22 protein-coding genes are annotated in these 20,138 nt (G+C 72.8%); 13 read left to right on the plus strand and 9 right to left on the minus strand.

Features of this window, described 5'->3' with window-relative positions; all coding sequences use genetic code 11:
• Window position 1 precedes the first annotated feature (1 nt).
• Complete coding sequence (locus Val02_RS43205; RefSeq protein WP_203905172.1) at window positions 2–652, minus strand: TetR/AcrR family transcriptional regulator; 651 nt, start codon at window positions 650–652, stop codon at window positions 2–4.
• Between the two features lie 78 nt (window positions 653–730).
• Between Val02_RS43205 and Val02_RS43210 the strand changes: the two genes are divergently transcribed.
• From Val02_RS43210 to Val02_RS43245, 8 genes are all read left to right on the plus strand, one after another.
• A complete protein-coding gene (locus Val02_RS43210) occupies window positions 731–1,192 on the plus strand; it encodes a YybH family protein (protein ID WP_203905173.1) in 462 nt (153 codons plus the stop codon).
• A 135-nt stretch (window positions 1,193–1,327) separates the two neighbouring features.
• Window positions 1,328–2,218, plus strand: coding sequence for a phosphotransferase (locus tag Val02_RS43215; protein ID WP_203905174.1), 891 nt, complete (start codon window positions 1,328–1,330; stop codon window positions 2,216–2,218).
• Window positions 2,212–3,117 (plus strand): T3SS effector HopA1 family protein, encoded by a 906-nt coding sequence (locus tag Val02_RS43220; protein WP_203905175.1) that lies wholly within the window; start codon window positions 2,212–2,214, stop codon window positions 3,115–3,117. Before Val02_RS43215 ends, Val02_RS43220 begins: the two co-directional genes overlap by 7 nt.
• Complete coding sequence (locus Val02_RS43225; protein WP_203905176.1) at window positions 3,114–3,692, plus strand: flavoprotein; 579 nt, start codon at window positions 3,114–3,116, stop codon at window positions 3,690–3,692. Before Val02_RS43220 ends, Val02_RS43225 begins: the two co-directional genes overlap by 4 nt.
• On the plus strand, window positions 3,689–4,762 hold the full coding sequence (locus Val02_RS43230; protein WP_203905177.1) for an MDR/zinc-dependent alcohol dehydrogenase-like family protein: 1,074 nt from the start codon (window positions 3,689–3,691) through the stop codon (window positions 4,760–4,762). Before Val02_RS43225 ends, Val02_RS43230 begins: the two co-directional genes overlap by 4 nt.
• Window positions 4,763–5,281 (plus strand): DUF6624 domain-containing protein, encoded by a 519-nt coding sequence (locus Val02_RS43235; protein ID WP_203905178.1) that lies wholly within the window; start codon window positions 4,763–4,765, stop codon window positions 5,279–5,281. It abuts the gene before it with no gap.
• Between the two features lie 22 nt (window positions 5,282–5,303).
• Window positions 5,304–5,477, plus strand: a complete 174-nt coding sequence (locus Val02_RS43240; protein WP_203905179.1) for a hypothetical protein — start codon at window positions 5,304–5,306, stop codon at window positions 5,475–5,477.
• A gap of 59 nt (window positions 5,478–5,536) precedes the next feature.
• Window positions 5,537–6,091: a GNAT family N-acetyltransferase gene (locus Val02_RS43245; RefSeq protein ID WP_203905180.1), complete on the plus strand. Its 555-nt coding sequence runs from the start codon at window positions 5,537–5,539 to the stop codon at window positions 6,089–6,091.
• A gap of 5 nt (window positions 6,092–6,096) precedes the next feature.
• On the opposite strand, the gene Val02_RS43250 is transcribed toward Val02_RS43245, so the two are convergent.
• The 7 genes from Val02_RS43250 to Val02_RS43280 all read right to left on the minus strand — a co-directional run bounded on the left by Val02_RS43250 (window position 6,097) and on the right by Val02_RS43280 (window position 12,746).
• The gene (locus Val02_RS43250) at window positions 6,097–6,489 is read right to left on the minus strand and encodes a hypothetical protein (RefSeq protein ID WP_203905181.1); all 393 of its coding nucleotides are present in this window, start codon (window positions 6,487–6,489) and stop codon (window positions 6,097–6,099) included.
• A 215-nt stretch (window positions 6,490–6,704) separates the two neighbouring features.
• Entirely contained in the window at window positions 6,705–7,622 is a 918-nt protein-coding gene (locus Val02_RS43255) for a GNAT family N-acetyltransferase (RefSeq protein ID WP_239153778.1), read from the minus strand.
• A gap of 4 nt (window positions 7,623–7,626) precedes the next feature.
• Window positions 7,627–8,490, minus strand: coding sequence for an LLM class flavin-dependent oxidoreductase (locus Val02_RS43260; protein WP_203905182.1), 864 nt, complete (start codon window positions 8,488–8,490; stop codon window positions 7,627–7,629).
• Window positions 8,475–9,962 (minus strand): class I tRNA ligase family protein, encoded by a 1,488-nt coding sequence (locus Val02_RS43265; protein WP_203905183.1) that lies wholly within the window; start codon window positions 9,960–9,962, stop codon window positions 8,475–8,477. The genes Val02_RS43260 and Val02_RS43265 overlap by 16 nt, the downstream gene beginning before the upstream one ends.
• The gene (locus Val02_RS43270) at window positions 9,959–10,285 is read right to left on the minus strand and encodes a cupin domain-containing protein (protein ID WP_239153779.1); all 327 of its coding nucleotides are present in this window, start codon (window positions 10,283–10,285) and stop codon (window positions 9,959–9,961) included. Before Val02_RS43270 ends, Val02_RS43265 begins: the two co-directional genes overlap by 4 nt.
• A 2-nt stretch (window positions 10,286–10,287) precedes the next feature.
• Window positions 10,288–11,526, minus strand: a complete 1,239-nt coding sequence (locus Val02_RS43275; protein WP_203905185.1) for a lysine N(6)-hydroxylase/L-ornithine N(5)-oxygenase family protein — start codon at window positions 11,524–11,526, stop codon at window positions 10,288–10,290.
• Window positions 11,523–12,746, minus strand: coding sequence for an NAD(P)/FAD-dependent oxidoreductase (locus Val02_RS43280; RefSeq protein WP_203905186.1), 1,224 nt, complete (start codon window positions 12,744–12,746; stop codon window positions 11,523–11,525). Before Val02_RS43280 ends, Val02_RS43275 begins: the two co-directional genes overlap by 4 nt.
• Before the next feature lie 224 nt (window positions 12,747–12,970).
• Between Val02_RS43280 and Val02_RS43285 the strand changes: the two genes are divergently transcribed.
• The 5 genes from Val02_RS43285 to Val02_RS43305 all read left to right on the plus strand — a co-directional run bounded on the left by Val02_RS43285 (window position 12,971) and on the right by Val02_RS43305 (window position 18,499).
• Entirely contained in the window at window positions 12,971–13,987 is a 1,017-nt protein-coding gene (locus Val02_RS43285) for an SGNH/GDSL hydrolase family protein (RefSeq protein ID WP_203905187.1), read from the plus strand.
• Between the two features lie 207 nt (window positions 13,988–14,194).
• Window positions 14,195–15,418: a pectate lyase gene (locus Val02_RS43290; protein WP_203905188.1), complete on the plus strand. Its 1,224-nt coding sequence runs from the start codon at window positions 14,195–14,197 to the stop codon at window positions 15,416–15,418.
• A 119-nt stretch (window positions 15,419–15,537) separates the two neighbouring features.
• Window positions 15,538–15,948 (plus strand): hypothetical protein, encoded by a 411-nt coding sequence (locus Val02_RS43295; protein WP_203905189.1) that lies wholly within the window; start codon window positions 15,538–15,540, stop codon window positions 15,946–15,948.
• A gap of 422 nt (window positions 15,949–16,370) precedes the next feature.
• Complete coding sequence (locus Val02_RS43300) at window positions 16,371–17,054, plus strand: response regulator transcription factor (RefSeq protein WP_203905190.1); 684 nt, start codon at window positions 16,371–16,373, stop codon at window positions 17,052–17,054.
• Complete coding sequence (locus Val02_RS43305) at window positions 17,051–18,499, plus strand: HAMP domain-containing sensor histidine kinase (protein WP_203905191.1); 1,449 nt, start codon at window positions 17,051–17,053, stop codon at window positions 18,497–18,499. The genes Val02_RS43300 and Val02_RS43305 overlap by 4 nt, the downstream gene beginning before the upstream one ends.
• 546 nt (window positions 18,500–19,045) lie before the next feature.
• Here the strand turns inward: Val02_RS43305 and Val02_RS43310 are convergent.
• Window positions 19,046–20,138 (minus strand): MMPL family transporter (locus Val02_RS43310; RefSeq protein ID WP_203905192.1); only part of this gene is annotated, 1,093 nt, incomplete at its 5' end.

The following is a 20,138-nucleotide window of genomic DNA, read 5'->3' on the forward strand; positions in this document are numbered from 1 at the left end:
GTCAGCGGGACAGCGGTATCCCTGCGGCGGTGGCGGCAACCATCCGCGTGAGCGTCGGCCGAAACGGCGGGAACGCCCGCGCGATCGTCGGTTCGCGGGCGTACAGCTCCCGCAGCGCCTCGGGCGGCCGGGTCAGCGGGAAGAGCTTCGCCACGAACGCGCTGGCGGCCATCACGAGCGCCGCGCCGTCCTCGGCGGAAAGCTCCGGGCACGTGCTCGAGATGCCCCGGCCGACCTGCCAGTACATGCCGATGGCCCACTCCTTGAACACCTTCAGCGCCGCGACGGAGACGTTGTGCTCCAGCATGGTCTCGGCGTGCGTGGTGAGGTCGCAGTACAGCGGCCGGTCCACGAACGCGTCCGCGAGCACGCCGGACATCGCCGGGATGCCGCGCGCGTGGGGCAGCCCCGCGGTGACGGCCTCCGCCCAGTCGGTGCCGGTGCGCATCGTCAGGTGCAGGTAGATCTCCTCGCGCGTGCCGAAGTAGCGCAGCACGTTGGACTTGGCGAGGCCGACCTCGGTCGCGATGTCGCCGAGGCTGACCCGGGCCACCCCGGAACGCTCCGCGAGTCGGCGGGCGGCGGTGACGATCGCCTCGCGCCGCTGGTCCTTCTGATCCGGGCGCCGGGCGCGCCGGAACGGCGTTTCCATAGCGGGTTCACCATATCCAACGCCTAACAGAACAGCGATCTCTTGTTAAGGAGACGCTGTTCTGTTAACTTCGCCGCCATGCCGAACATCGACACGGATCTCAGCAGCACCGTCGACGCCTTCGTGGCGGCGTTCAACGAGCCCGCCCCGGACCTCGACAAGGTGCTGGCGTTCTTCGCTCCCGACGCCGTCTACCTGCCCGGCCGCAAACCCGAACGGCGCGGCGTGGCGGCCATCCGCGAGGAATTCGCGCCGCTGTTCGCCGGGCGCTACGGCGCCATGTACTTCGACGTGTACGACAAGATCGTCGACGAGCCGCAGCGGCGGGTCGTGATCCGCTGGGCCTGCCGGCTCGACCTGACCGGCGAGCACGGCCGGCGCGCGTCGCTGCCGATGCGGATGTTCGCCCGGCTGCGCTACGGCGGGCGCCTCCAGTGGCACGGCGTGGACGTCTTCCACTTCGACGCCACCGGGCGAATCACCAGCAAGTTCACGTACGCGATGTTCCGGCTCCCGCTCTTCGAGCGCTTCTCCGCATAGGTGCCCACCAGGGCTTTCGGCCCGCAACCCCCGGAGATCCGCCGGACCGGCGAACCGGTCATCGAGCGCTCCTGGGCACGAATGGACAGCTTGTGAACTAGCAAGTGATCACAGGTCGAGACGAGTCTCGGTGACGTGAAGGGGTTCGAGGTCGAGGCGGCGCGGGCCGCGGCGGGAGTGGCCGGACCGCTCGGGCTGCCGCTGGCGCCGCCGGTGGCCGGCGTGGAGGGCGGGCGTCCCGTCCTGGTGCGCGTTCCCGGGCCGCGCCTCGACGCCCTACTGGGCACGCGGCCCGCGCTGGCGGCCGCCGCCGGCGGAGTCCTCGCGAGCCTGCACGCCCGGCCCTGCCCGTTCGACCGGCCGGTGCGGCTGGGCCCCGCCGCGACCGAGCCGATCGGCTTCGCCGTGTACCTCGGCCTCTCCGCCGGCCAGCGGCGGGTCCTCGGGGCCCTGCACCGCGACGCCGCCCTGGACCGCGCGGCGCGTGCGGCGTCGCGTGCCGCGCTGGCGGGGACCGCGTGGTGCCACGGCGACGCGCGGACCGACAACTTCTGCGTCGCCGCGCGCCCCGATCCGCGCCCCGACGAGGGCTCCGCCGCGCGGCCCGAAGATCCGCGCGACGGCGTGCCGCAACTCGTCGACTGGGAGGCCAGCGGCACCGGCCGGCCCGAGGTGGACCTGGCCGCGCTCGCCGCGTCGATGATCGCCGGACGGCTGGCCGCCGGCACCGCCGACGACTCCGACGGGCCGGCCCTGCGCGCCACCGTCAACAGGATCCTCCGCGCCGCCCGCCGCGACCTCACGGCCGTCCTCGACGGGTACGCCGCCGCCGGCGGGGTCGCGCCACGCACCGCGCTGCTCGGCGCGCTGACCGGTCTGGCGCTGCTCACGCACGCGGTGACCCGCCCGGCGGTGGGGCCGTACGACCGCGCCACGGTCCTGTTCACCGAGATCGGCGGCGCGCTGCTCCGCCACCCGGGCCGCCTCGCAACCCTCCTCGCGGCACCGGCAGGCCCGCCGTGCTGAGCCACTCGAACAAGCCCGCCGTGCCGAGCCGCCCGCACGAGCCCGCCGTGCCGGGCCGCACGGACGTGTCGAGCGTGCTGGCGGTCACCCAGATCGCTGGGACGTTCGCCGAGGTCTGCGGGTCGACCCCGCCCGGCGACCGGAACGCACTGATCCGTCGGGTGTACCGCCGGGTGCACTGCCGGCTCGACGGCGACGACGACTGGTCCGACCGCGACCGGGTGGCCGAGCAGCTGAAACGCGCCACCGCCGCCCTGGCCGGGCACCGCGTGGCGCACCGGGGGTTCGGGTCGGGCGGCGCCGCACCGGATGGGCGGGCCGTGCTGGTCGACGCCGCCGGCATCAGGATCCTTGCCCCGCGCGGCGTTCGGGTGGAGGAGGGGTCCGTCGTGCGGGTCCCGGCCGTGGGGCTGGCCCAGGAGGGTCGCTGGCTGATCTGGTCGGGCACCCTCGCCCCCGCCGAGCCCGGACTCGCCCGCATCTATGTGAACGTCAAAGCCGAGCACACGTTCGACGGATGGCTCGCCCTGGTCCGCACCGTCGCCGACGCCGGCCTCGTCGCGCACGTCAAGTGCACCACCTCGACCCGCTCGAACGCCCGCGCGGACTGCGTCATCGCCTACGCGCGACCGGCCGACCTGCCCCGCCTGCTGAGCCTGGTGCGTGCGGCGCTCCCCGACGAGCTACGCGACCCACGGGTCGCCGGCTTCGCGTGGAACGTCGAGCGGGGCATCGGCGCCTACGTTCCGGACGCCGCGCACTCCGCCGCGACGAGCAGCGGATACGGCTGGGCGACCCGGCTCGTGGACGCCCATCGCACCGGGGGGATCGCCGCGGAGTTCGAGGCGTTGGGCCGGGCACTGTCCCACACGGCCCGCGCGATGGGGGGAGCCCCGTGAGCCGAACACCGTTGGGCCTGGAACACCTGCTGTTCATCGGCACCGGCGCGCCCTCGATCATGGAACTGCCGATGGTGCTCTCCCACCTGCGCGCCACGTACGAGGTCGAACTGGCGGTGTGTCTCACCGATTCGGCCAGCCGGCTGGTGGCCCCGGCGGCGGTGGCAGCCGTGACGGCCCGGCCGGTCGTGCCCAGCCAGTGGGCGGTGGCGCCGGAGGCCGGGCCGCTGCACGTCACCTGGGCGAAGTGGGCCGACCTCGTGGTCGTCTGGCCGGCGACGCTGAGCTTCCTCGCCCGGTGCGCCGCCGGCATCACGAACGACGTCGCCAGCGCGATCGCGATCTCGACGGAGGCACCGGTGCTCGTCGCGCCGTCGATCTCCGGCACGGCGGTGCGCCGCGGACCGTACCGGCGGGTCGCGGCGACGCTCGCCGAGGACGGGTTCCACTTCGCCGGTCCGGTGCGCGGGCTCGCGGTCTCCGACCTTTCCGAGTCCGACGGGGGCTGCGTACCGCCGCTGGCGCTGATCGAACACATCCAACGGATGGCGGCGGGAGAGGCCGGAACGCGATGACCCCGCCGACCACGATGACCGCGGTGCTGGCCGACACCGGCGCCACGCCGGCGCCGGCCGGGTGGCGGTACTGCGTGAGCACCCGGGTCGGCGACCGGACAGTCCGGTTCGGGCTCGCGAACGTGCCCCGGATCCGGTTCGCCGCCGACGCCGACTACAACCGCGACCACGTGCTGGTGCGGGTGGAGACGTTCGGGCTGACGGAACGGGACGTAGCGGTGCTGCCCGACGACGGCAGGCGCCTCGCCGGAGCCGCCCGGGGCATCGGCTCGCGCTTCGTCGGCGAGGTCGTGGCCGTCGGCGCGGCGGTGCGCACGCTGCGGACCGGTGACCGGGTGGTGCCGTGCGCCGAGTGGCCCCCGCCGCCGGACACCGGCTCCGAGGGCCTCCCCACGCTCACCGCCTCCCGCCGGTACCTGCGCCTGCCCGCGCGGGCGCTCTTCGCGGTGCCGCCCGAGATGCCGGACCGGATCGCCGCCGCCGTCGCGGTGACCGGGCAGGCCGCCTTCGCGGTCGTTCGGCGGCTGGCGCTGTCGTCCGGGGAGAGCGCGCTGGTCTGCGACGCTCACACGGCACACGGCTCCGCCCTGGTCAGCGCGCTCGTCGCGGATCGGGTGCGGGTGCTGGCGCTCATGCCGTTCCCCCGGGAGATCGAGGGTGTGGACGAGGTGGTCGACTCGCTCGACCGCGAAGCGCGCCGGTACGCCCTGGCGGCCAAGGGGCTGGACGCCGTGATCGACCCCGGTGGGACGGCCCGGCTGGCCGCGGCGATCCCGCTCCTGGGACTCGGCGGCCGGTACGTCGTCTGCGGCGACGCGGGCCGGGCCTCCGACGCCGACTGGAACGCCGTGCATCACAGCCTCGTCCGCAAGCACGTCAGCGTGGTGGGTCACCACCTCGGCACGCGGGTCGACCTGGCCGCCGCGGTCAACGCCTGGCAGCGCGGCGACTGGACCCCGCCCGCCGAACCCGCGTTCGGCACCGCCGACCTCGCCGGCTTCGCCGGCCACGCCTGTTCGGTCGAACGGCCCGGGCTCGGCCTGTTCGACCTGACGGACGCGGAGGACTGAGTGGAGAGCATCGCCGCGGAACTGCGCCGCCGGGTCGAACGCGACCAGCGCGCCCGCGCCGACGGGGACTCCGCGGCGATCCGGGCCAACGACCGCGAGAACACCGCCTGGCTGCGGCAGGTCATCCGGGCACACGGCTGGCCCGGGCTGCGCCTCGTCGGGGACCAGGGCGGCAAGGACGCCTGGCTGCTGACCCTGCACGCCGACGCCGACCTCGCGTTCCAACGCCAGGCGCTGGATCTGCTGATCGAGGCCGTCGACGGCGGTGACGCACCCGCCTGGCAGGTCGCCTACCTGGTCGACCGCGTCCTCATGCACCGCGGCCGGCCGCAGCGCTACGGCACGCAGTTCCACCGGGTCGGCACGCGGTGGCGGCCCCTGCCGGTCGAGGACCCGGACCACATCGACGAACGGCGCAGCGGGCTCGGGCTCCCGCCGTTCGCCGAGGCAGGCGTGCCCGAGCTGCCCCCGAGACTGCGACCCGCCGGAGCGCCGGTCGCGGGCAATGAACATCCGTAGAACGAACGAAGGAGGAGGAGAAATGTCGACTGTGCTGGAACTTGAGAGCACCGCCTCGGAAATCTCCGACGACCTGCTCGCCGACCTCGTCGGCGACACCGACCGGGCGGACGAGATCGGGGAGCTGATGATCGATCAGTCCATCGCACCCACGGCCGGCGCCATCGTGGCGCTCAGCCGCCTGGCGAACTGCTGAGACGGTAACCGATGCCTGACGGTTCCCACGCCGGACGCGTCCTCCCACGCGATCTGACCGTGCACCCTGTCGGGCCCGGCGACGCCGAGTTGGTCCGCCTGTTCGTGAACGCGGAGCGCTTGGCGGAGATCGTCCGGACCGGTGTGCTCGGGCACGCCGGTCCGGACGGTGCGCTGGACCTGAGCCTCGACCAGTTCGTTGACGCGGCGACCGGCGGTGCGCTCACCACGTACGTGACGTACGGCCCCGACGGCTCGCCGGCCACCTTCGCCTTCGGGGGGCGGGCCGATCCGCACACGTTGACCGGCGGTTGCATCAACGCTCCCGGCGTGCGGGGTGGCGTCGGCTTCGCCACGGCGTCCCTCGCGGCAATGGTCGAGCGGGAGTTCGCCGACCCGACACTCGAGCGGGTGGCCGTGTCGGTCTACCGGTGGAACACCCCCTCGGTGCGCATGCTGGAACGGCTCGGCTTCGTGGCGGCCCCCGCCGGGACGGTGCCGGTGGACCCGAACGCCGTCGACGCCGAGCAGAGCGTGGTGTACGTGCTGCACCGCGCCGGCTGGCCGGGGCTGGCGGCGTTTACCGCGCGACTGCACGGCCCGTCCGCGAACTGACGCGGCTACCGCTGCGCCTGATCCTCGGATGCGTGTGCGACGTCGATCCGCTCGGAGCCGTTCGCGCCGATCACCTCGATGCCGGCGGTGCCGATGACGTCGTCGACGCGCAGCTGCACCGCGTAGGGAACGTTCGCGATCGGCTGCATCGGGTGCGGCCCGCCCGGTCGCGTGCCGGTGACCTCGATGCCCCAGTACTCCGGCCGTTCGACATAGGCGAGCGGCCGGAGGGTGACCTCGGTGACCAGGTCGGGTTTGGTCCCGGTCACCGCGAGCGTCGGCTGCGGCGGGTAGATCATCGGCGTGATGACCTCGGCGGTCTCGAAGTCCACGAGAAACGTCTCGAAGTCCGCGGGAAACGTCTCGGGGTCCACGGGAAGCGAGGAGTCGGCATTCATCGATGACCTCCACTGCAGTCGCGGGTGCGCCCATGCTGTCCGCCGCGACGCGGGAGGGTCAACGCCGTTCGCCGTTATTCTCGTGAGGCGCACGAAGCGCTCAGGCGGTCAGGCGGGCGCGGGCCCGCGGCCACTCCGCCGCGAGCATCCCGTAGAGCACCATGTCGCGGCGCGCCCCGCCGGACTGGCGCCGGTGGTGGTGGCGGATGACGCCCTCACGGGTGGCGCCCAGCCGCTCGACCGCCCGCTGGGAGCGCTCGTTCTCGGTGTCGACGTGCCACTCGACGCGCTCCGCCCCCCAGCTCGTCGAACGCCCGCCCCAGCAACAGCAGCTTCGCCTCGGTGTTGACGCCGGTGCGCCACCAGGGGCGGCCGACGATCGTGTGCCCGATGGCGAGCGTTCCGCGGCCCTCGCTCAGGTCGTAGTACGAGGTGGTGCCGACGATCGCGCCGGTGCCCGCGGCGCGCAGCACCCAGGGCACCCGCCCGCCGGCCTCCTGCTCCCGCAGCGCGCCGGCGATGATCGCGGCCATCCCGGCCTCGTCCGCCGGCCGGTTCAGGTGCAGGTGCCGCCACACCTCGTCGTCGGCGGTGGCGGCCAGCAGGCCGGCCGCGTGCGCGGGGTCGAGCGGTTCGAGGAGGACGTGCGTGCCGCGCATCGGGGTCGCCGTGAGCCAGGGGGATTCCGCCGCCCACGCCGCGAGGCGCTCCTCGAGCGGGCCGGTGCCGCGCAGCACCCGGTCGACGTAGGCGGCACGCTCGCGCGCCAGGACCGCCAGTTCCCAGACGCAGGGCCCGACGCCGGCCGGGGCCGGGCGTATCCGTTCCGGCGCCGAGGGCGGGCCGACGAGGATGCTCTGCCGGGTCTGGTAGTCGGCCGCCCAGGACCGCACGATCAGGTAGTCGCCGTCCTCGCCGGCGTGCAGGATCACGACGGCGAGGCCGGTGCTGTCGGCGTGGCCGGCCAGCTGCTCGGCCGCGAGCGCCAGCGCAGCCTCCGCGTGCTCCGGGTCGACCCGGCGGCCACGCGCCTCGATCACGTACGCCTTGACCCGGTGGGCGCCCAGGTCGCGGGTGCCGAGACCGCGCGTCGCGCGATCGTGGTAGCCGTCGACCAACCCTTGCAGCGGCATGCGTTCAGCCCCTCGGTCCGCGCGTCACGCGCTCGGTCATGCGTTCCAGCGGCCAGGGGCCGGATCCCGTCCAGCCGTTCGACCACGGGTCCAGCGTCTCCATCCACCAGGTCGCGCCGGCGTCCGCGTACTCGTCCATCACCGCGCCGGCCCGGCCGTTCGGGGTCACTCCCCAGTGCATGAGGTCGAACGGCTCATCGCCCGGCCGGTGCCGCGCCACGAAGTCCGCCACGGCGCGGATGTCCTTCGGGCTCATCATCTCGGTGTAGTGCAGCCCCTCGCCCATCGGCGCGACCCCGTCCCAGCGGGCCGCCCGGCGGAACGGGCGCGGCCTCGGCCAGATCCCGCCGACCCACACGGGGATCCGGGGCCGCTGCACCGGCCGCGGCTCGAAGGTGACCGGCCCCAGCCGGAAGTGCCTGCCCTCGTACGCGAACTCCGCACCGCTCCACAGCCCGGCGATGATGTGCAGCGCCTCGTCGAGCTTCTCCGCTCGCACCGTCGGGTCGCCGTCCTCGCCGAACCGTTCGAAGTCGGCCTCCGGCGGATAGCCGAGCCCGGCGCCGAGGATGAGCCGCCCGCCGGCGAGCATGTCGAGCGCGACCGTCTCCCGGGCCACCTTCCACGGCCGGCGCCGCGCCAGCGGGGTGACCATCGGGCCGATCCGCATCCGTTCGGTGCGCGCCGCGACCGCCGCCAGGGTGATCCACGCGTCGCCGATCGGGAGCACGATGCCGAAGTCCGTCTGCAGGTGATCCGCGACGAAGAAACCGTCCCAGCCGGCCCGTTCGGCCTCGACGGCGAGCGCGGCGACCGTTCCCGGGTCGGCGAAGCCGTCGAAGATGGGGACGTTCACGGCGTAGCGCACGGCTGCTCCTGCGAGATCGTCGGAACGTCGGACGCGGCGCGGCGCGGCTCCCCGGACAGCCCGAGCGAACGCCAGAGCCGACCGGCGAACTCCGGCGTCACCGGCGCGGCCAGCAGGGCCAGCCCGCGCAGCCACCAGGCCGCCCCGCCGGCGGGCGCACCGTCGTCGACCCAGGCCTGCACCGCGGCGAGGAAGCGCGGCAGGTCGTCGTTCGCCGGTTCGACCGCCTGCTGTTGCACGGACAGCAGCTCGTCGAGCCGTGCGGTCAGCGCGGACGGCGCGGTCCCGGTCCCCGCCTCCCAGGCGTGCCCGACGGCCTCGCGCCACCGGCCGCGCAGCACCTTGTCGCGGTAGTCGGCGAAGCCGGTGCGGGAGAAGTCGGTGACCGAGCGGGCGGGGCTGCGGTCGGCGAGGTAGGCGCGGACGGCGTCGCCACCGCTCTCCTCGACCTCGTCACCGGCCCAGATCACGTGGTTGCGGCTGGTCGAGAACTTGCTGCCGTCGAGCGTCATGAAGTGGTTGAGCAGCATGTGGTCCGTCGGCCGGCGGCCGGGCAGCGCCATCGCCAGGCCCAGGCCGCCCAGGAGGAACGGCAACGAGTTGTCGAACCCGAAACTCGTGACGGTGTGCACCGGCGCATCGTCGGCCAGCCCCAGCTCCGCCGCGCCGATCCGCGCGGAGAGCGTGAGGAACGCCAGCCCACCCACGACATACGTGAACGCCACCTGCGGCACCGGGCTGCCCTCGACCGGCACCGGCACGCCCCAGGTGCCCGGGTGGGTCAGCCGCAGTTCCGGCCCCTGCACGCGCAGGTACTCCCGCACGACGCCGCCGTACAGCTGCGGCACACCGATCTCCGCGATCCGCCGCAGGACCGCCTCCGGATCGGGCAGCCGCGCGTACAGACAGGGAACGTCCCGCACCCGCGGCACGCAGTCGTCGAACCCGCACCGCGGGGCGGTGACCTGTTCGGGCCGGAAGTGGTGCCCGCACTCCTCGCAGAAGTAGCCGGCGATCGCGGCGTCGCAGCGCGGGCACCGCCCCCGCACGAACCCGCCCGTCACGAACGCGCCGGTGCCCGCGCAGTACGGGAACCGTTCGGTGCGCACCGTCACCAGTCCCTGCGCCCGCAGCTCCCGCACGATGTTCAGGCAGGCGTCGTGGTTGCGCCGGCGCCACGGCTCGTCGAGGAAGTTCAGGAACCGGTCGGGCACGATGCCGACGGCGTGCAGGTCGGCCTCGATGAGCGGGTGCCAGTGCCGGACGACCTGCTCCGGCGACATGCCGGTCTCCCGCGCGCGCAACAACAGATACGAGTCGTAGGGGTCGGTCGACCCGACCAGTGCGACGGTTTCGCCGGCCCGCCGGTAGTGCCGGGCGAGCACATCCGCCTTCAGCATCGGGCCGCCGATGTGCCCCAGGTGCAGCCGGCCGTTGGGCGTCGGAGCGATCGGCAGCAGAACGTGGTTCACCGCGCGTCCAGCCAGTAGACGGAGTGCACGACCATGGTCTCCGTCCCGTCGTTGACCAGCTGATGGGTGCGCGGCGGCACGAAGCGCACCGCGTCGCCCTCGGTGAGCCGGATGCCCGCCGCGCCGTCGTAGCGCAGTTCGCCGCTGCCCCGGGCGACCACCCAGACCTCGGTGACCGCGTGCGAGTCGATCGGCGTGGTGCAGCCCGGCGCCACGCTCAGCCGCGCCACGGTGAACGGCGCACCCGGCAGGTCGATCACGTCCCAGCCGATGCCGGGCGGCGCGTCGGGATCGCCGGTCGCGGTGAGCCGGGGGTCTGTCATCTTCACGCCCTCGCTTCTTCCCAGGTGACGGCGGACGGCCGGTCGTCGATGTCGTACAACTGCTTGCCGAGCAGGCTGTTCGCGATGACCGCGGAGCGCCACGCGAGGAGGCTCAGGTTGGGGTCGGCGATGCCGTGGCTGTGGCGGGCGCCGTTCTGCACGAAGATCGCGGACTCCTCGGGGCCGTCCCAGTCCAGGGAGAAGTCGCGCCGCACGACCGGACCGTCGGCCTCGTACCGGATGCGCCCGCGCAGCGGTTCCAGGAACGCCGGCAGGTCGTGCCGGTAGCCGGTGGCGAGCACCACCACGTCGGCCGTCTCGTGCGTCGCCGCGCCGGTCCGGGTGTGCCGCAGGGTCAGCGACCAGCCCCGGCCGGCCGGCCGCAGGTCGACCAGTTCGCGCTGCGCCCGCACGGCCGACTCCGCCCGCAGCTCGTACAGCCGCCGGTAGATGCCGCGCAGCAGGTCGGCCGAGACGCCGTCGCTGGCCAGCACCTGCTCGGCCAGCAGTGCGCGTCGGGCCGCCGGGTCGAGTCCGTGGAACGCCATCGCGTAGTGCGGGGTGAAAAGTTCGTTGGTGAACGGCGAGTCGTCCAGCGGCAGCAGGTTCGACCGGCGGGTGATCAGTGTGGCGTCGCGGTGGCCCCGGTTCAGCAGGTCGAGGAAGACCTCCGCGCCGCTCTGGCCGCCGCCGATCACGACGACCCGCCGGCCCGGCTGCGGCAGCCGGTACACGTAGTCGCTCGTGTGGAACACCGTCTCGCCGACGTGCGCACGCGCGCACTCCGGCACGAACCGCACCGGGCCGCAGCCCAGCACCAGGGAACGGGCGCGGTGCTCCCCGTCCGAGGTGCCGACGACGAAACCGGTGCCGTCGTGGTCGACGCGTTCCACCCGCCGTCGGTACTCGATCGACGGCAGCCGCCCGGCGACCCAGCGCAGATACCGGTCGAACTCGGCCCGGCTCGGCCGTTCGAAGCCGGCGGCCAGTGAACGGTAGAAGAGCCGGTGCTCCACCAGGTACGCGAGGAACGAGTGCGGGCTGGTCGGCAGGACCGGCGTCACCAGATCCTTCAGGTGCGACACCTGCAACAGCGCGTCCGGCAGCAGCATGCCGGGATGCCAGCTCACGGCCGGCCGCTGCTCGAACAGGCGCAGCCGCACGCCGCTCTCCGCGACGAGCAGCGCGGCGAGGCTGAGGTTCGCCGGTCCCGCGCCGATTCCGATGACGTCGAGGGTCATGCGAAGGACCCGCCCAGGGTCGCCCGGTCGAGCGCGAACGGCGCCAGCCGCGTTCCGCGCACGCCGGTGCAGACCCACTCGGCGACGAGGTCGGCGACGATCGCCCCGAACGGCATGCCGTGCCCGTTGAACCCGCCCACCGCCCAGACCGACTCGTCGACCCGTTCGGCGACCGGCAGCCCGTCCGCCGTGAACGCCATCGCGCCCGCCCACGAGTGCGCCGACCGCACCGGGCCCAGCGCGGGGAAGAGGCTCGGCAGCACCCGCAGCAGCGCCTCGTGCACCTCCGGCTGCGGCACCTGGCCCGTGGGGTCGGCCGGCGGCGCGGTCACCGTCCGGCACCCGCCGAGGATCACCGAACCGTCCGGATCCTGTTGCCAGTACACGCCGCTGTCGCTGATCGGCGCCGCCATGCCGGCCGGGAAGAGCGCCGGCATCGCGGGCGTGGCGATCACCTGCCCCTGCACCGGCCGGATCACGTCGGCCAGCCGCGGCACCAGTTCGCCGCTCCAGGCATTGACGGCGATCACCGCCTGGGCGGCGTGCACGACCCCGTGGTTCGTGTCGACGCGGACACCGGAGGGCGTCGCCCGCACCGCATTGACCGTGACCCCGGTGTGCACCGCGGCACCGAGCCGTCCGGCGGCACCGATGATCCCGTCGGTGACGGCCACGGAGTTGGCCAGCGCGCCGGAAACCGTGGTGCCACCGGCGATCCGGTCGTCGAGCGGCGTTCCGATGACGTGGGCCAGGTCGTCCCGGTCCAGCCAGGACATCGGGAAGCCGTCCGCGACGGAGAGTTCCACCTCGCGCTTCGCCAGGCGGACCTGCTCGCCGTCCAGCGCCAGTTCGATCAGATCGGTCGAACGGAGGTCGGCGGCGACACCCTCGTCGACGACGACCCGGGTCAACATGCGGGTGCCGTCGACGGCCAGGCGCCGGACGGCGCGCGCCACGGCCGGTCCGTGCTGGCGCACCACCTCCGAGTAGGCCCGCGCCGTGGTCGGAACGACGAAGCCGGCGTTGCGGCCGGTCGCTCCCGCGGCCACGCCGTCGCGCTCGAGCAGCAGCACCGAACGCCCGCGACGGGCCAGCCAGTAGGCGCAGCAGGAGCCGAGCAGCCCGCCGCCGATCACCACGACATCGGCCGAGGACGGCGGCGCCCCGGAGGCGAACGGTCGGCGTGCCGAGGCTCCCTGCCAGTAGGAGTAGGCAGCCATTCGCACCTCTCGGCCTCGTCGCAAAAATGTGCCGCCGACGCTAGGAGGAACGATCGGGGCGGGGCAATGTCCTCGTTCGCGGCGTCCTCAAGGAGGCACCGGAGTCCCCGGGAGGTATCCGAGATGATCGATTCGCAAGGTTCTCCGGCCAACAGGCAGTAGATCCACTAGTTCGTACCCGTCGGGGTACCTGATCTCCACATTTGAACGCGACCATTGCCCGCGTGAAATCGACATACCTGACCGCGACGGCGATCGTCGTCGCGGCGTTCCTTGCCCCGGGTGCGGCCACCGCCGCGCCGGCGGCGTCCACAGTGGACTATGTGGCGCTCGGGGACTCCTACGCCTCCGGCCTCGGGGCGGGCGGCGAGACCGGCACCTGCAAGGTCAGCCAGGGCGCCTACGCGACGCTCTGGGCGGCCGGCGCTCCCGAGGCGGTCACGCTGACGCAGAAGTCCTGTGCCGGTGCGACAACCGTCGACGTGGCCGGCCAGCTCGCCGCCCTGAACGACAAGACCGATCTGGTCACGCTGACCATCGGCGGCAACGACCTCGCGCTGCTCTCGGCGGTGCGGCTGTGCGCCGACCCGGCACAGGCGCAGGCGTGCGCGGCCAAACTGGCCGAGATCGAACGCCTGCTCACCACCGAACTACCCGGCCGCCTCGACGGGCTGTTCAAGGCCGTGAAGACCGCCGCACCGAAGGCGAAGCTGGCGGTCCTGGGCTACGCGCTGCCGTTCGAGGGCGCCGAGAGCTGCTCGCGGCTGCCGCTGCCCAAGACGGTGCGCGACTTCGGCGACAAAGCCGTCACCGGCCTGAACGCCGCCCTCCGCGCCCAGGCCACCGCTGCCGGCGCGACGTACGTCGACGTGACGAAGCCGTTCGCCGGACACGGTCTCTGCTCCACCGCGCCGTGGCTCATCGGCGTCGAGGGGCTCAACGCCGGCACCACCCTGCACCCGTCGGCACAGGGCCAGACGCAGGGCTACCTCGCGGCGCTGACCGCGGCGGTCGGCACGCCGCAGGAGTTCCTCGCCGGGCTCGAACCGCCGGCCGCCTCGCCGTCGCCGTCCGCTTCGCCGTCGCCGTCCCCGACGAAGGCGCCCGGGGCCGGCGGTGGACTCCCCGTCACCGGCGTGAACGTCTGGTGGCTCGTCGGCATCGGCACCGCGCTGCTGCTGGTCGGGGCGGTCCTGTTCCGTGTGCTCCGGCCCCGCCGGATCCACACCCTGACCCCCTGAACTCCCGCTGTGCCGGAAGGCCCTCCCACCCAGCGGTGCGAGGGCCTTCGCCGTCCTGATTCGCCCTTTCAGGCAATATCACCTCAAGCCAGACTTCCTCTTGCATCGCAATCGGACGGCGCCTATTTTCGGCCGGTTAGGAAAGCGCTTTCCCGTTCCAGGCGGGCCGCGTGACCTCACCCCCCCCCTCCGAAAGGTGAAGCACGAATGAGACGAGCAGTCGCTCTCCGGCTGGCAGCCGGAGGAGCCGCCGCGTTCGCGGGCGCGGGCGTCGTGTTGGCGCTGCAGGTGCCGAACGCCTTCGCGGCAGACAACCTGAGCATCGGTGCCGGCGCCGACGGCTCCAGCAAGGCCGGCGGGACCAGTTACGGCAACGTGATCGACGGCAACACCGGCACCTACTGGGCGCCGAGCGGCTCGACCGGTTCCGTCTCGGTCAAATGGAGCAGCGCGACGACGGTCTCCTCGGCCGTCATCAAGGAGTCTCCGGGCGGCGGCTCGATCGGCGCCTGGCGGGTCCTCAACCACGACTCGGGTGCCGTGCTCGCCAGCGGCAGCGGCAGCCCCGGCAACGTCAGCTTCTCCTCGACCTCGCTGAAGAAGGTCACCTTCGAGATCACCAGCGCCTCGAGTGCGCCACGCATCGCCGAGTTCGAGACGTACGCCGGCGGCAGCTCGAACCCGACCTCGGGTCCCACGGCCGGCCCGACGACCAGCCCCACCAAGAGTCCGACCCCGGGCCCGAGCAACGGCAGCGGCACCCCGACCGGCCAGTGGCCGACGTCGGCCGGTTCGGTGTCGGTCAGCGGCGTCATCTCGGTCTCCGGCACGTTCGACGGCGGCATGAAGACGTACTGCTGCGCCGGCGACGGCAGCGGCAGCGAGAGCCAGGACCCGATCTTCAAGCTGGCGAACGGAGCCACGCTCAAGAACGTCATCCTCGGTTCGCCCGCCGGTGACGGCGTGCACTGCGAGGGCACCTGCACCCTGCAGAACGTCTGGTGGAACGACGTGGGCGAGGACGCCGCCACGTTCAAGGACACCAGCGGCGGGACGTCCTACGTCATCGGCGGCGGCGCCAGATCCGCCGGCGACAAGATCTTCCAGCACAACGGCAAGGGCACGGTGAAGATCACCGGGTTCTACGCCAAGACCGGCGGCAAGCTCTATCGCGCCTGCGGCAACTGTTCCAGCTCGTACCAGCGGCACGTGATCGTCGACAACGTGCTCCTGGACGGCGTCGGGATGGTCGCCGGCATCAACAGCAACTGGGGCGACACCGCCACGCTCACCCGGATCACGACGAGCACGGGCAAGACCGTCTGCGGCAAGTACCAGGGCGTTCCGAAGGGCAGCGAGCCGACCTACCTCGGCGAGGGCTGGAACGACGCCAACTGCAAGGTGACCAGGAGCGACGTCACCTACAGGTGAGGCACTCGCACCAGGGGCGCCCACCGCATCCGGTGGGCGCCCCTCGGCGCTCCACGGGCGGGGCATCGGCCCGGTCGACAACGACCGTTGCCGCCGGCACAAGGCTCTAGCATGGGGGCGTGGCTCGCGACGACGAGGCAGACGACCTGGCCCACCGCATGCAAATCGTGGCGGCCCGGGAAAAGCTCGTCGACGAACGGGACGGCCTCGCCGATCAGCGCGACGCCGACGCCGACCAGCGGGACATCAACTTCGAGACCCGGTTGAGCGCACACGACAAAGCAGCCGCCGAGGGGCACGCCGCCGCGCAGGACCGCGACCGCCGCCTCGACCTGCGATCGCAGCGACTGGCGGACCGGGAGGCCCGAGCCGACCGGCGGGACGCCGACGCCGACCGGCGCACAGCCGTCGCCGACGAACGCGAGCGCCTCGCCGATCTGCGCGAACGCGAGGCCGACGAACGCGACCGGGTCGCCGACGAACGCGAGATCCGAGCGGAGCTGAGCCGCTGGGACGAGCAGCCCCGGTAACCGGCTCCGTCCGCGGGGGACACGGCGCTACGCAGAACGGCACCGCGGTACCACCCGGTCGCGGGGCAATGATCTTGGGCCCGCGGACCTGGCAGCGCAGTGGCCGATCGAAGCGAAGCGGGATCGGCCCGGAGCGGTCCGCCGCGGGAGCAGCGGTAGCAGTCCGGCGGACCGTGGCAATGAGGCGAAGCTGAGACGACCGTTAAAGCGCTCGGGCGTCGGCCGACTACGGGCCGTGGCCTTGACCCGGCGGTGTTGTCGGGTGCGATGCTGGTCTTCCGCTCCTCCCCTGCTCATGAGCTCCATTTCTTTGGTATGCGTAAGAGCGCGGTCCCCTGCGACGCTCTAATCCTGACCTCAGGTTGATCAAGGAAAATGGGCGCCAAAGCATCTACTGGAAGGGGGCGGCCGGCGTGCGGATCATGATCGCGGATGACGATGCGGCCATCCGTGAGTCGCTGGAGCGGGTGCTCCAGGTCGAGGGTTACGACACCAGCACCGTCGCCAACGGTCTCGCCGTGCTCGACGGGGTCGACGGGGCCGCCGGTGACACGCTGGATCTGCTGATCCTCGACGTGATGATGCCCCGCCTCGGCGGGTTGGAGGCCTGCCGGCGGTTGCGGGCCGCGGGTCGGGATCTGCCGGTGCTGATGCTGACCGCCCGTGACCAGGTCTCCGACCGGGTGGCGGGACTGGACGCGGGCGCCGACGACTACCTGCCCAAGCCGTTCGCCACCGAGGAGTTGCTGGCCCGGGTGCGGGCCCTGCTGCGCCGGCGCACGCCGACCGACGAGGAGTCGCAGGTCCTGTCGTACGCCGACGTCCGGCTCGATCCCGACAGGTTCGAGGCGTGGCGGGGCGGGCGGGCGCTGCGCCTGACCCGGACCGAGTTCTCCCTCCTGGAGGTCCTCGTGCGCAACGCGACCCGGGTCCTGACCCGCGACGCGCTGTTCGAGGCGATCTGGGGCTTCGACATGAGCGCCACCGCCAACAATCTCCAGGTATACGTGAGCTACCTGCGCCGCAAGATGGAGGCCGAGGGTGAACCGCGATTGATCTACACGCTGCGCGGCCTGGGATACACGTTGCGGGAGACTCCTCCGTGAGCAGGCACGCCCGCCGGGAACCGAGCCGGCTGACCCGATGGTGGCGCCGGCAGTCCCTGCGGACCAGGCTGACGGTGATCGCGGCGACGGCCATCGCGGTCAGCGTGTTCCTGGCCTTCCAGGTGGCCAGCGAGCTGATGGACCGGAAGCTGCAGGACACCGCCGAGGAACAGCTACGCGCCGACTCCCGTGTCCTGGCGACGGACGTGGAGCGCGCCGGTCCGGCGCAGGTCCAGCTACGGCCGTACCCGGGATCCGGTCGGCTGGTGCGGGTCATCCTGCCCGACGGCTCGACCCGGACGCCGGCCGGCCAACCCGCCCTGCCCCCCGTCAGCAAGAGCGCCGCGCGCGTGGCACGGGGCGGGCCGGCCGACGTCATGGAGTCGATCGGCGGCACCGAGGGCTACCTCATCTACACGCTGCGGGCCGGCGGCGGCGCGGTCCAGGTGGCGAGCCTCGCCGACGACAGCCCGATCAACGAGTTCGGGTTCGGCATGCTGCTGATCGGGCTGCTCTGCGTGGCCGGCGGCGCCCTTGTCGGGCGGACCGTGGCGCGGACCGCGCTCGCACCGGTCGACCGGCTGACCGCCGCCGCGGTACGTGTCGCGCACACCCGGGACCTCGACGCCGACATCCCGGACGAGGGCGGTGGGGAGATCCGGCGGCTGATCCAGTCGATCAACAACATGCTCGCCGCGCTCCGGGACTCCCGGCAGGCCCAGCGGCTGCTCGCCGAGGACGCCGCCCACGAGCTCAAGACCCCGCTCACCAGCCTGCGCGTCAACGTCGAGCTGTTGATCCGGCTCGATCGGCGCGGCACGCTGGACAGCGCGCTGCCGGCGGAGAGCCGGACCCGGCTGCTCAACGATCTCGGCGCCCAGGTGGTCGAGTTGAGCACCCTTGCCGCGGAGCTGACCGACCTGGCGCGCGGTGACGTCACCGACGAGAGCACCGCGCTGCTCGACCTCGCCGACGTGGTGGTGGCCGCCGCGACCCGGGCGCGTTCGCGCATGCCCGACATCGAGCTCGCGCTCGACGTGAACTCCGTGTGGGTGAGCGGGCGTCCCGCTGCGCTCCAGCGGGCGGTGCTCAACCTCATCGACAACGCCGGCAAGTGGTCCCCCGAGGACCAGCCGATCCAGGTCCGGCTCTGTGCCCAGGGCGCGTCGGCGGTGCTCGAGGTCGACGACGCCGGGCCGGGCATCGACGCCGCTGATGCACCGCGGGTGTTCGACCGGTTCTACCGAGCCGACAGCGCCCGAGGGTTGCCGGGATCCGGTCTGGGGCTGTCGATCGTGCAGCGGGTCGTCGACGCCCACGGTGGCCGGGCCGCCGTGTCCCGTTCCGCACGCGGTGGCGCGCTGCTTCGGGTCGAACTTCCGGCCGCGAGCCCGCCCGCCCCGATCGCGCAGCTCACCGCCGGGGAGCACTCCCCGATGCGCTGACCCGGCCGCCCCGCCGCCCTGCCGCCCCGGCGCTCCGGCGCTCCGGCGTTGGGCAAGGGCCGGTGGGCCTCGGGTATGGCACCGCGCGGCTCACCGTCGAGGCGGGCACCGCGATGCGCAGCCGTCGGCCATGGCCCCCACGGGGCTCACCGTCAACGCCGGACACACCGCCATGCGCCGATCCGGCCACACGGCGCACGGCCAAAGGGCCGCAACCCTGGGACATGGCCCCGCGCGGCTCATCGTCTACTCAGGACACCGCGGTGCACCGACCCCCGGCGCCGGCCACACGGCACAGCGCCAAAGGACCGCAACCCTCGGACCTGGTCCCGCGCGGCTCACCGCCGACGCGGGACACCGCGATGCACCGACCCGGGCCCCGGACGCACGGCACAGGACAAGCGACCCATCACCGGGCGGCAGGGCACCGCGATGCGCCGACCCGGTCCCGGCGCGTGCGCAGGACCGAAGGACGGCGACCGTCGGACCCAAGAAAATCCGGGACGGGCCTGGGGCCCATCCCGGATCTCGTCCGTACTGCCGCGCTTACCGTTGCAGCACGTACTCCTCCTCGTCGAGGAGCGCATGTTTTCCGCTCGGCGGCTCCGAAGGACCGGACAGCTGGCTCGGCCACCACATCCGCCGGCCGATCAGCAGGGTCAGGGCGGGCACCAGGACCGACCGCACGAGCAGGGCATCGAGCAGTACGCCGAAGGCGACCAGGAACCCGACCTCGACCAGCATCACCAGCGGAAGTGAGGCGAGGACCGCGAAGGTGGCCGCCAGAACCACGCCTGCCGAGGTGATGACGCCACCGGTGGCCGACAGGGCCTTGAGCATGCCGTCTCTGGTGCCGAGGCGCACGGCCTCCTCCCTGGCCCGGTGGGTCAGGAAGATGTTGTAGTCCACGCCGAGCGCCACCAGGAACAGGAATGCCAGCAGCGGCACCGTATAGTCGATCCCCTTGAACCCGAGGACCGTGTCGAAGATGAACACGCTGCCACCGAAGGCCGCGGCGAACGAGACGACCACGGTGGCCATCAGGACCAGCGGGGCCACGATCGCGCGTAGCAGCAGCCCGAGGATGATCAGGACGACGGCGAGCACCAGCGGGATCACCAGCTTCTCGTCGCGCCTGGTGGTCAGCTCGGTGTCGAGGTTCTCCGCACTCGGCCCGCCGACCATCGCCTCCGCCCCACGCACCGCGTGCACGGCGGCGCGCACCCGCTTGATCGTCTCGTACTCGGCGGGGGTTTCCGGCTCATCCTTCGGGAACACGGAGATGTCGACCCAGCCACCCCTTGTCTCACCCGGGAAGGCCTGAGCCACACCTGGAGTGCGCTTGGCGACGTCGAGCACCCGGTCCTGGTAGGCCGGCCGCGTGTAGATCGTCATGGGCATGCCGCCGAGCTCCGGGAAGTTCTGACGGAGAGTGGTGAAGCCGGCGACCGACTCCGGCGTGGACAGGAACTGGTCCTGCTCCCGCAGGGCGCTGGTGTTGCCCGTCAGGCCGACGGTGAGCACGCCGAGGACTCCGAGCGAGGCGATCGTGGCCACCCACCGGCGGCGGCTGATGGCGGCGCCGAGACGTCCCCACAGGCCCACCTTCTCCTGCATGGACGTGCTGAACCGCGGGATC

Source organism: Virgisporangium aliadipatigenens (genome assembly GCF_016863615.1).
Lineage (GTDB): Bacteria > Actinomycetota > Actinomycetes > Mycobacteriales > Micromonosporaceae > Virgisporangium > Virgisporangium aliadipatigenens.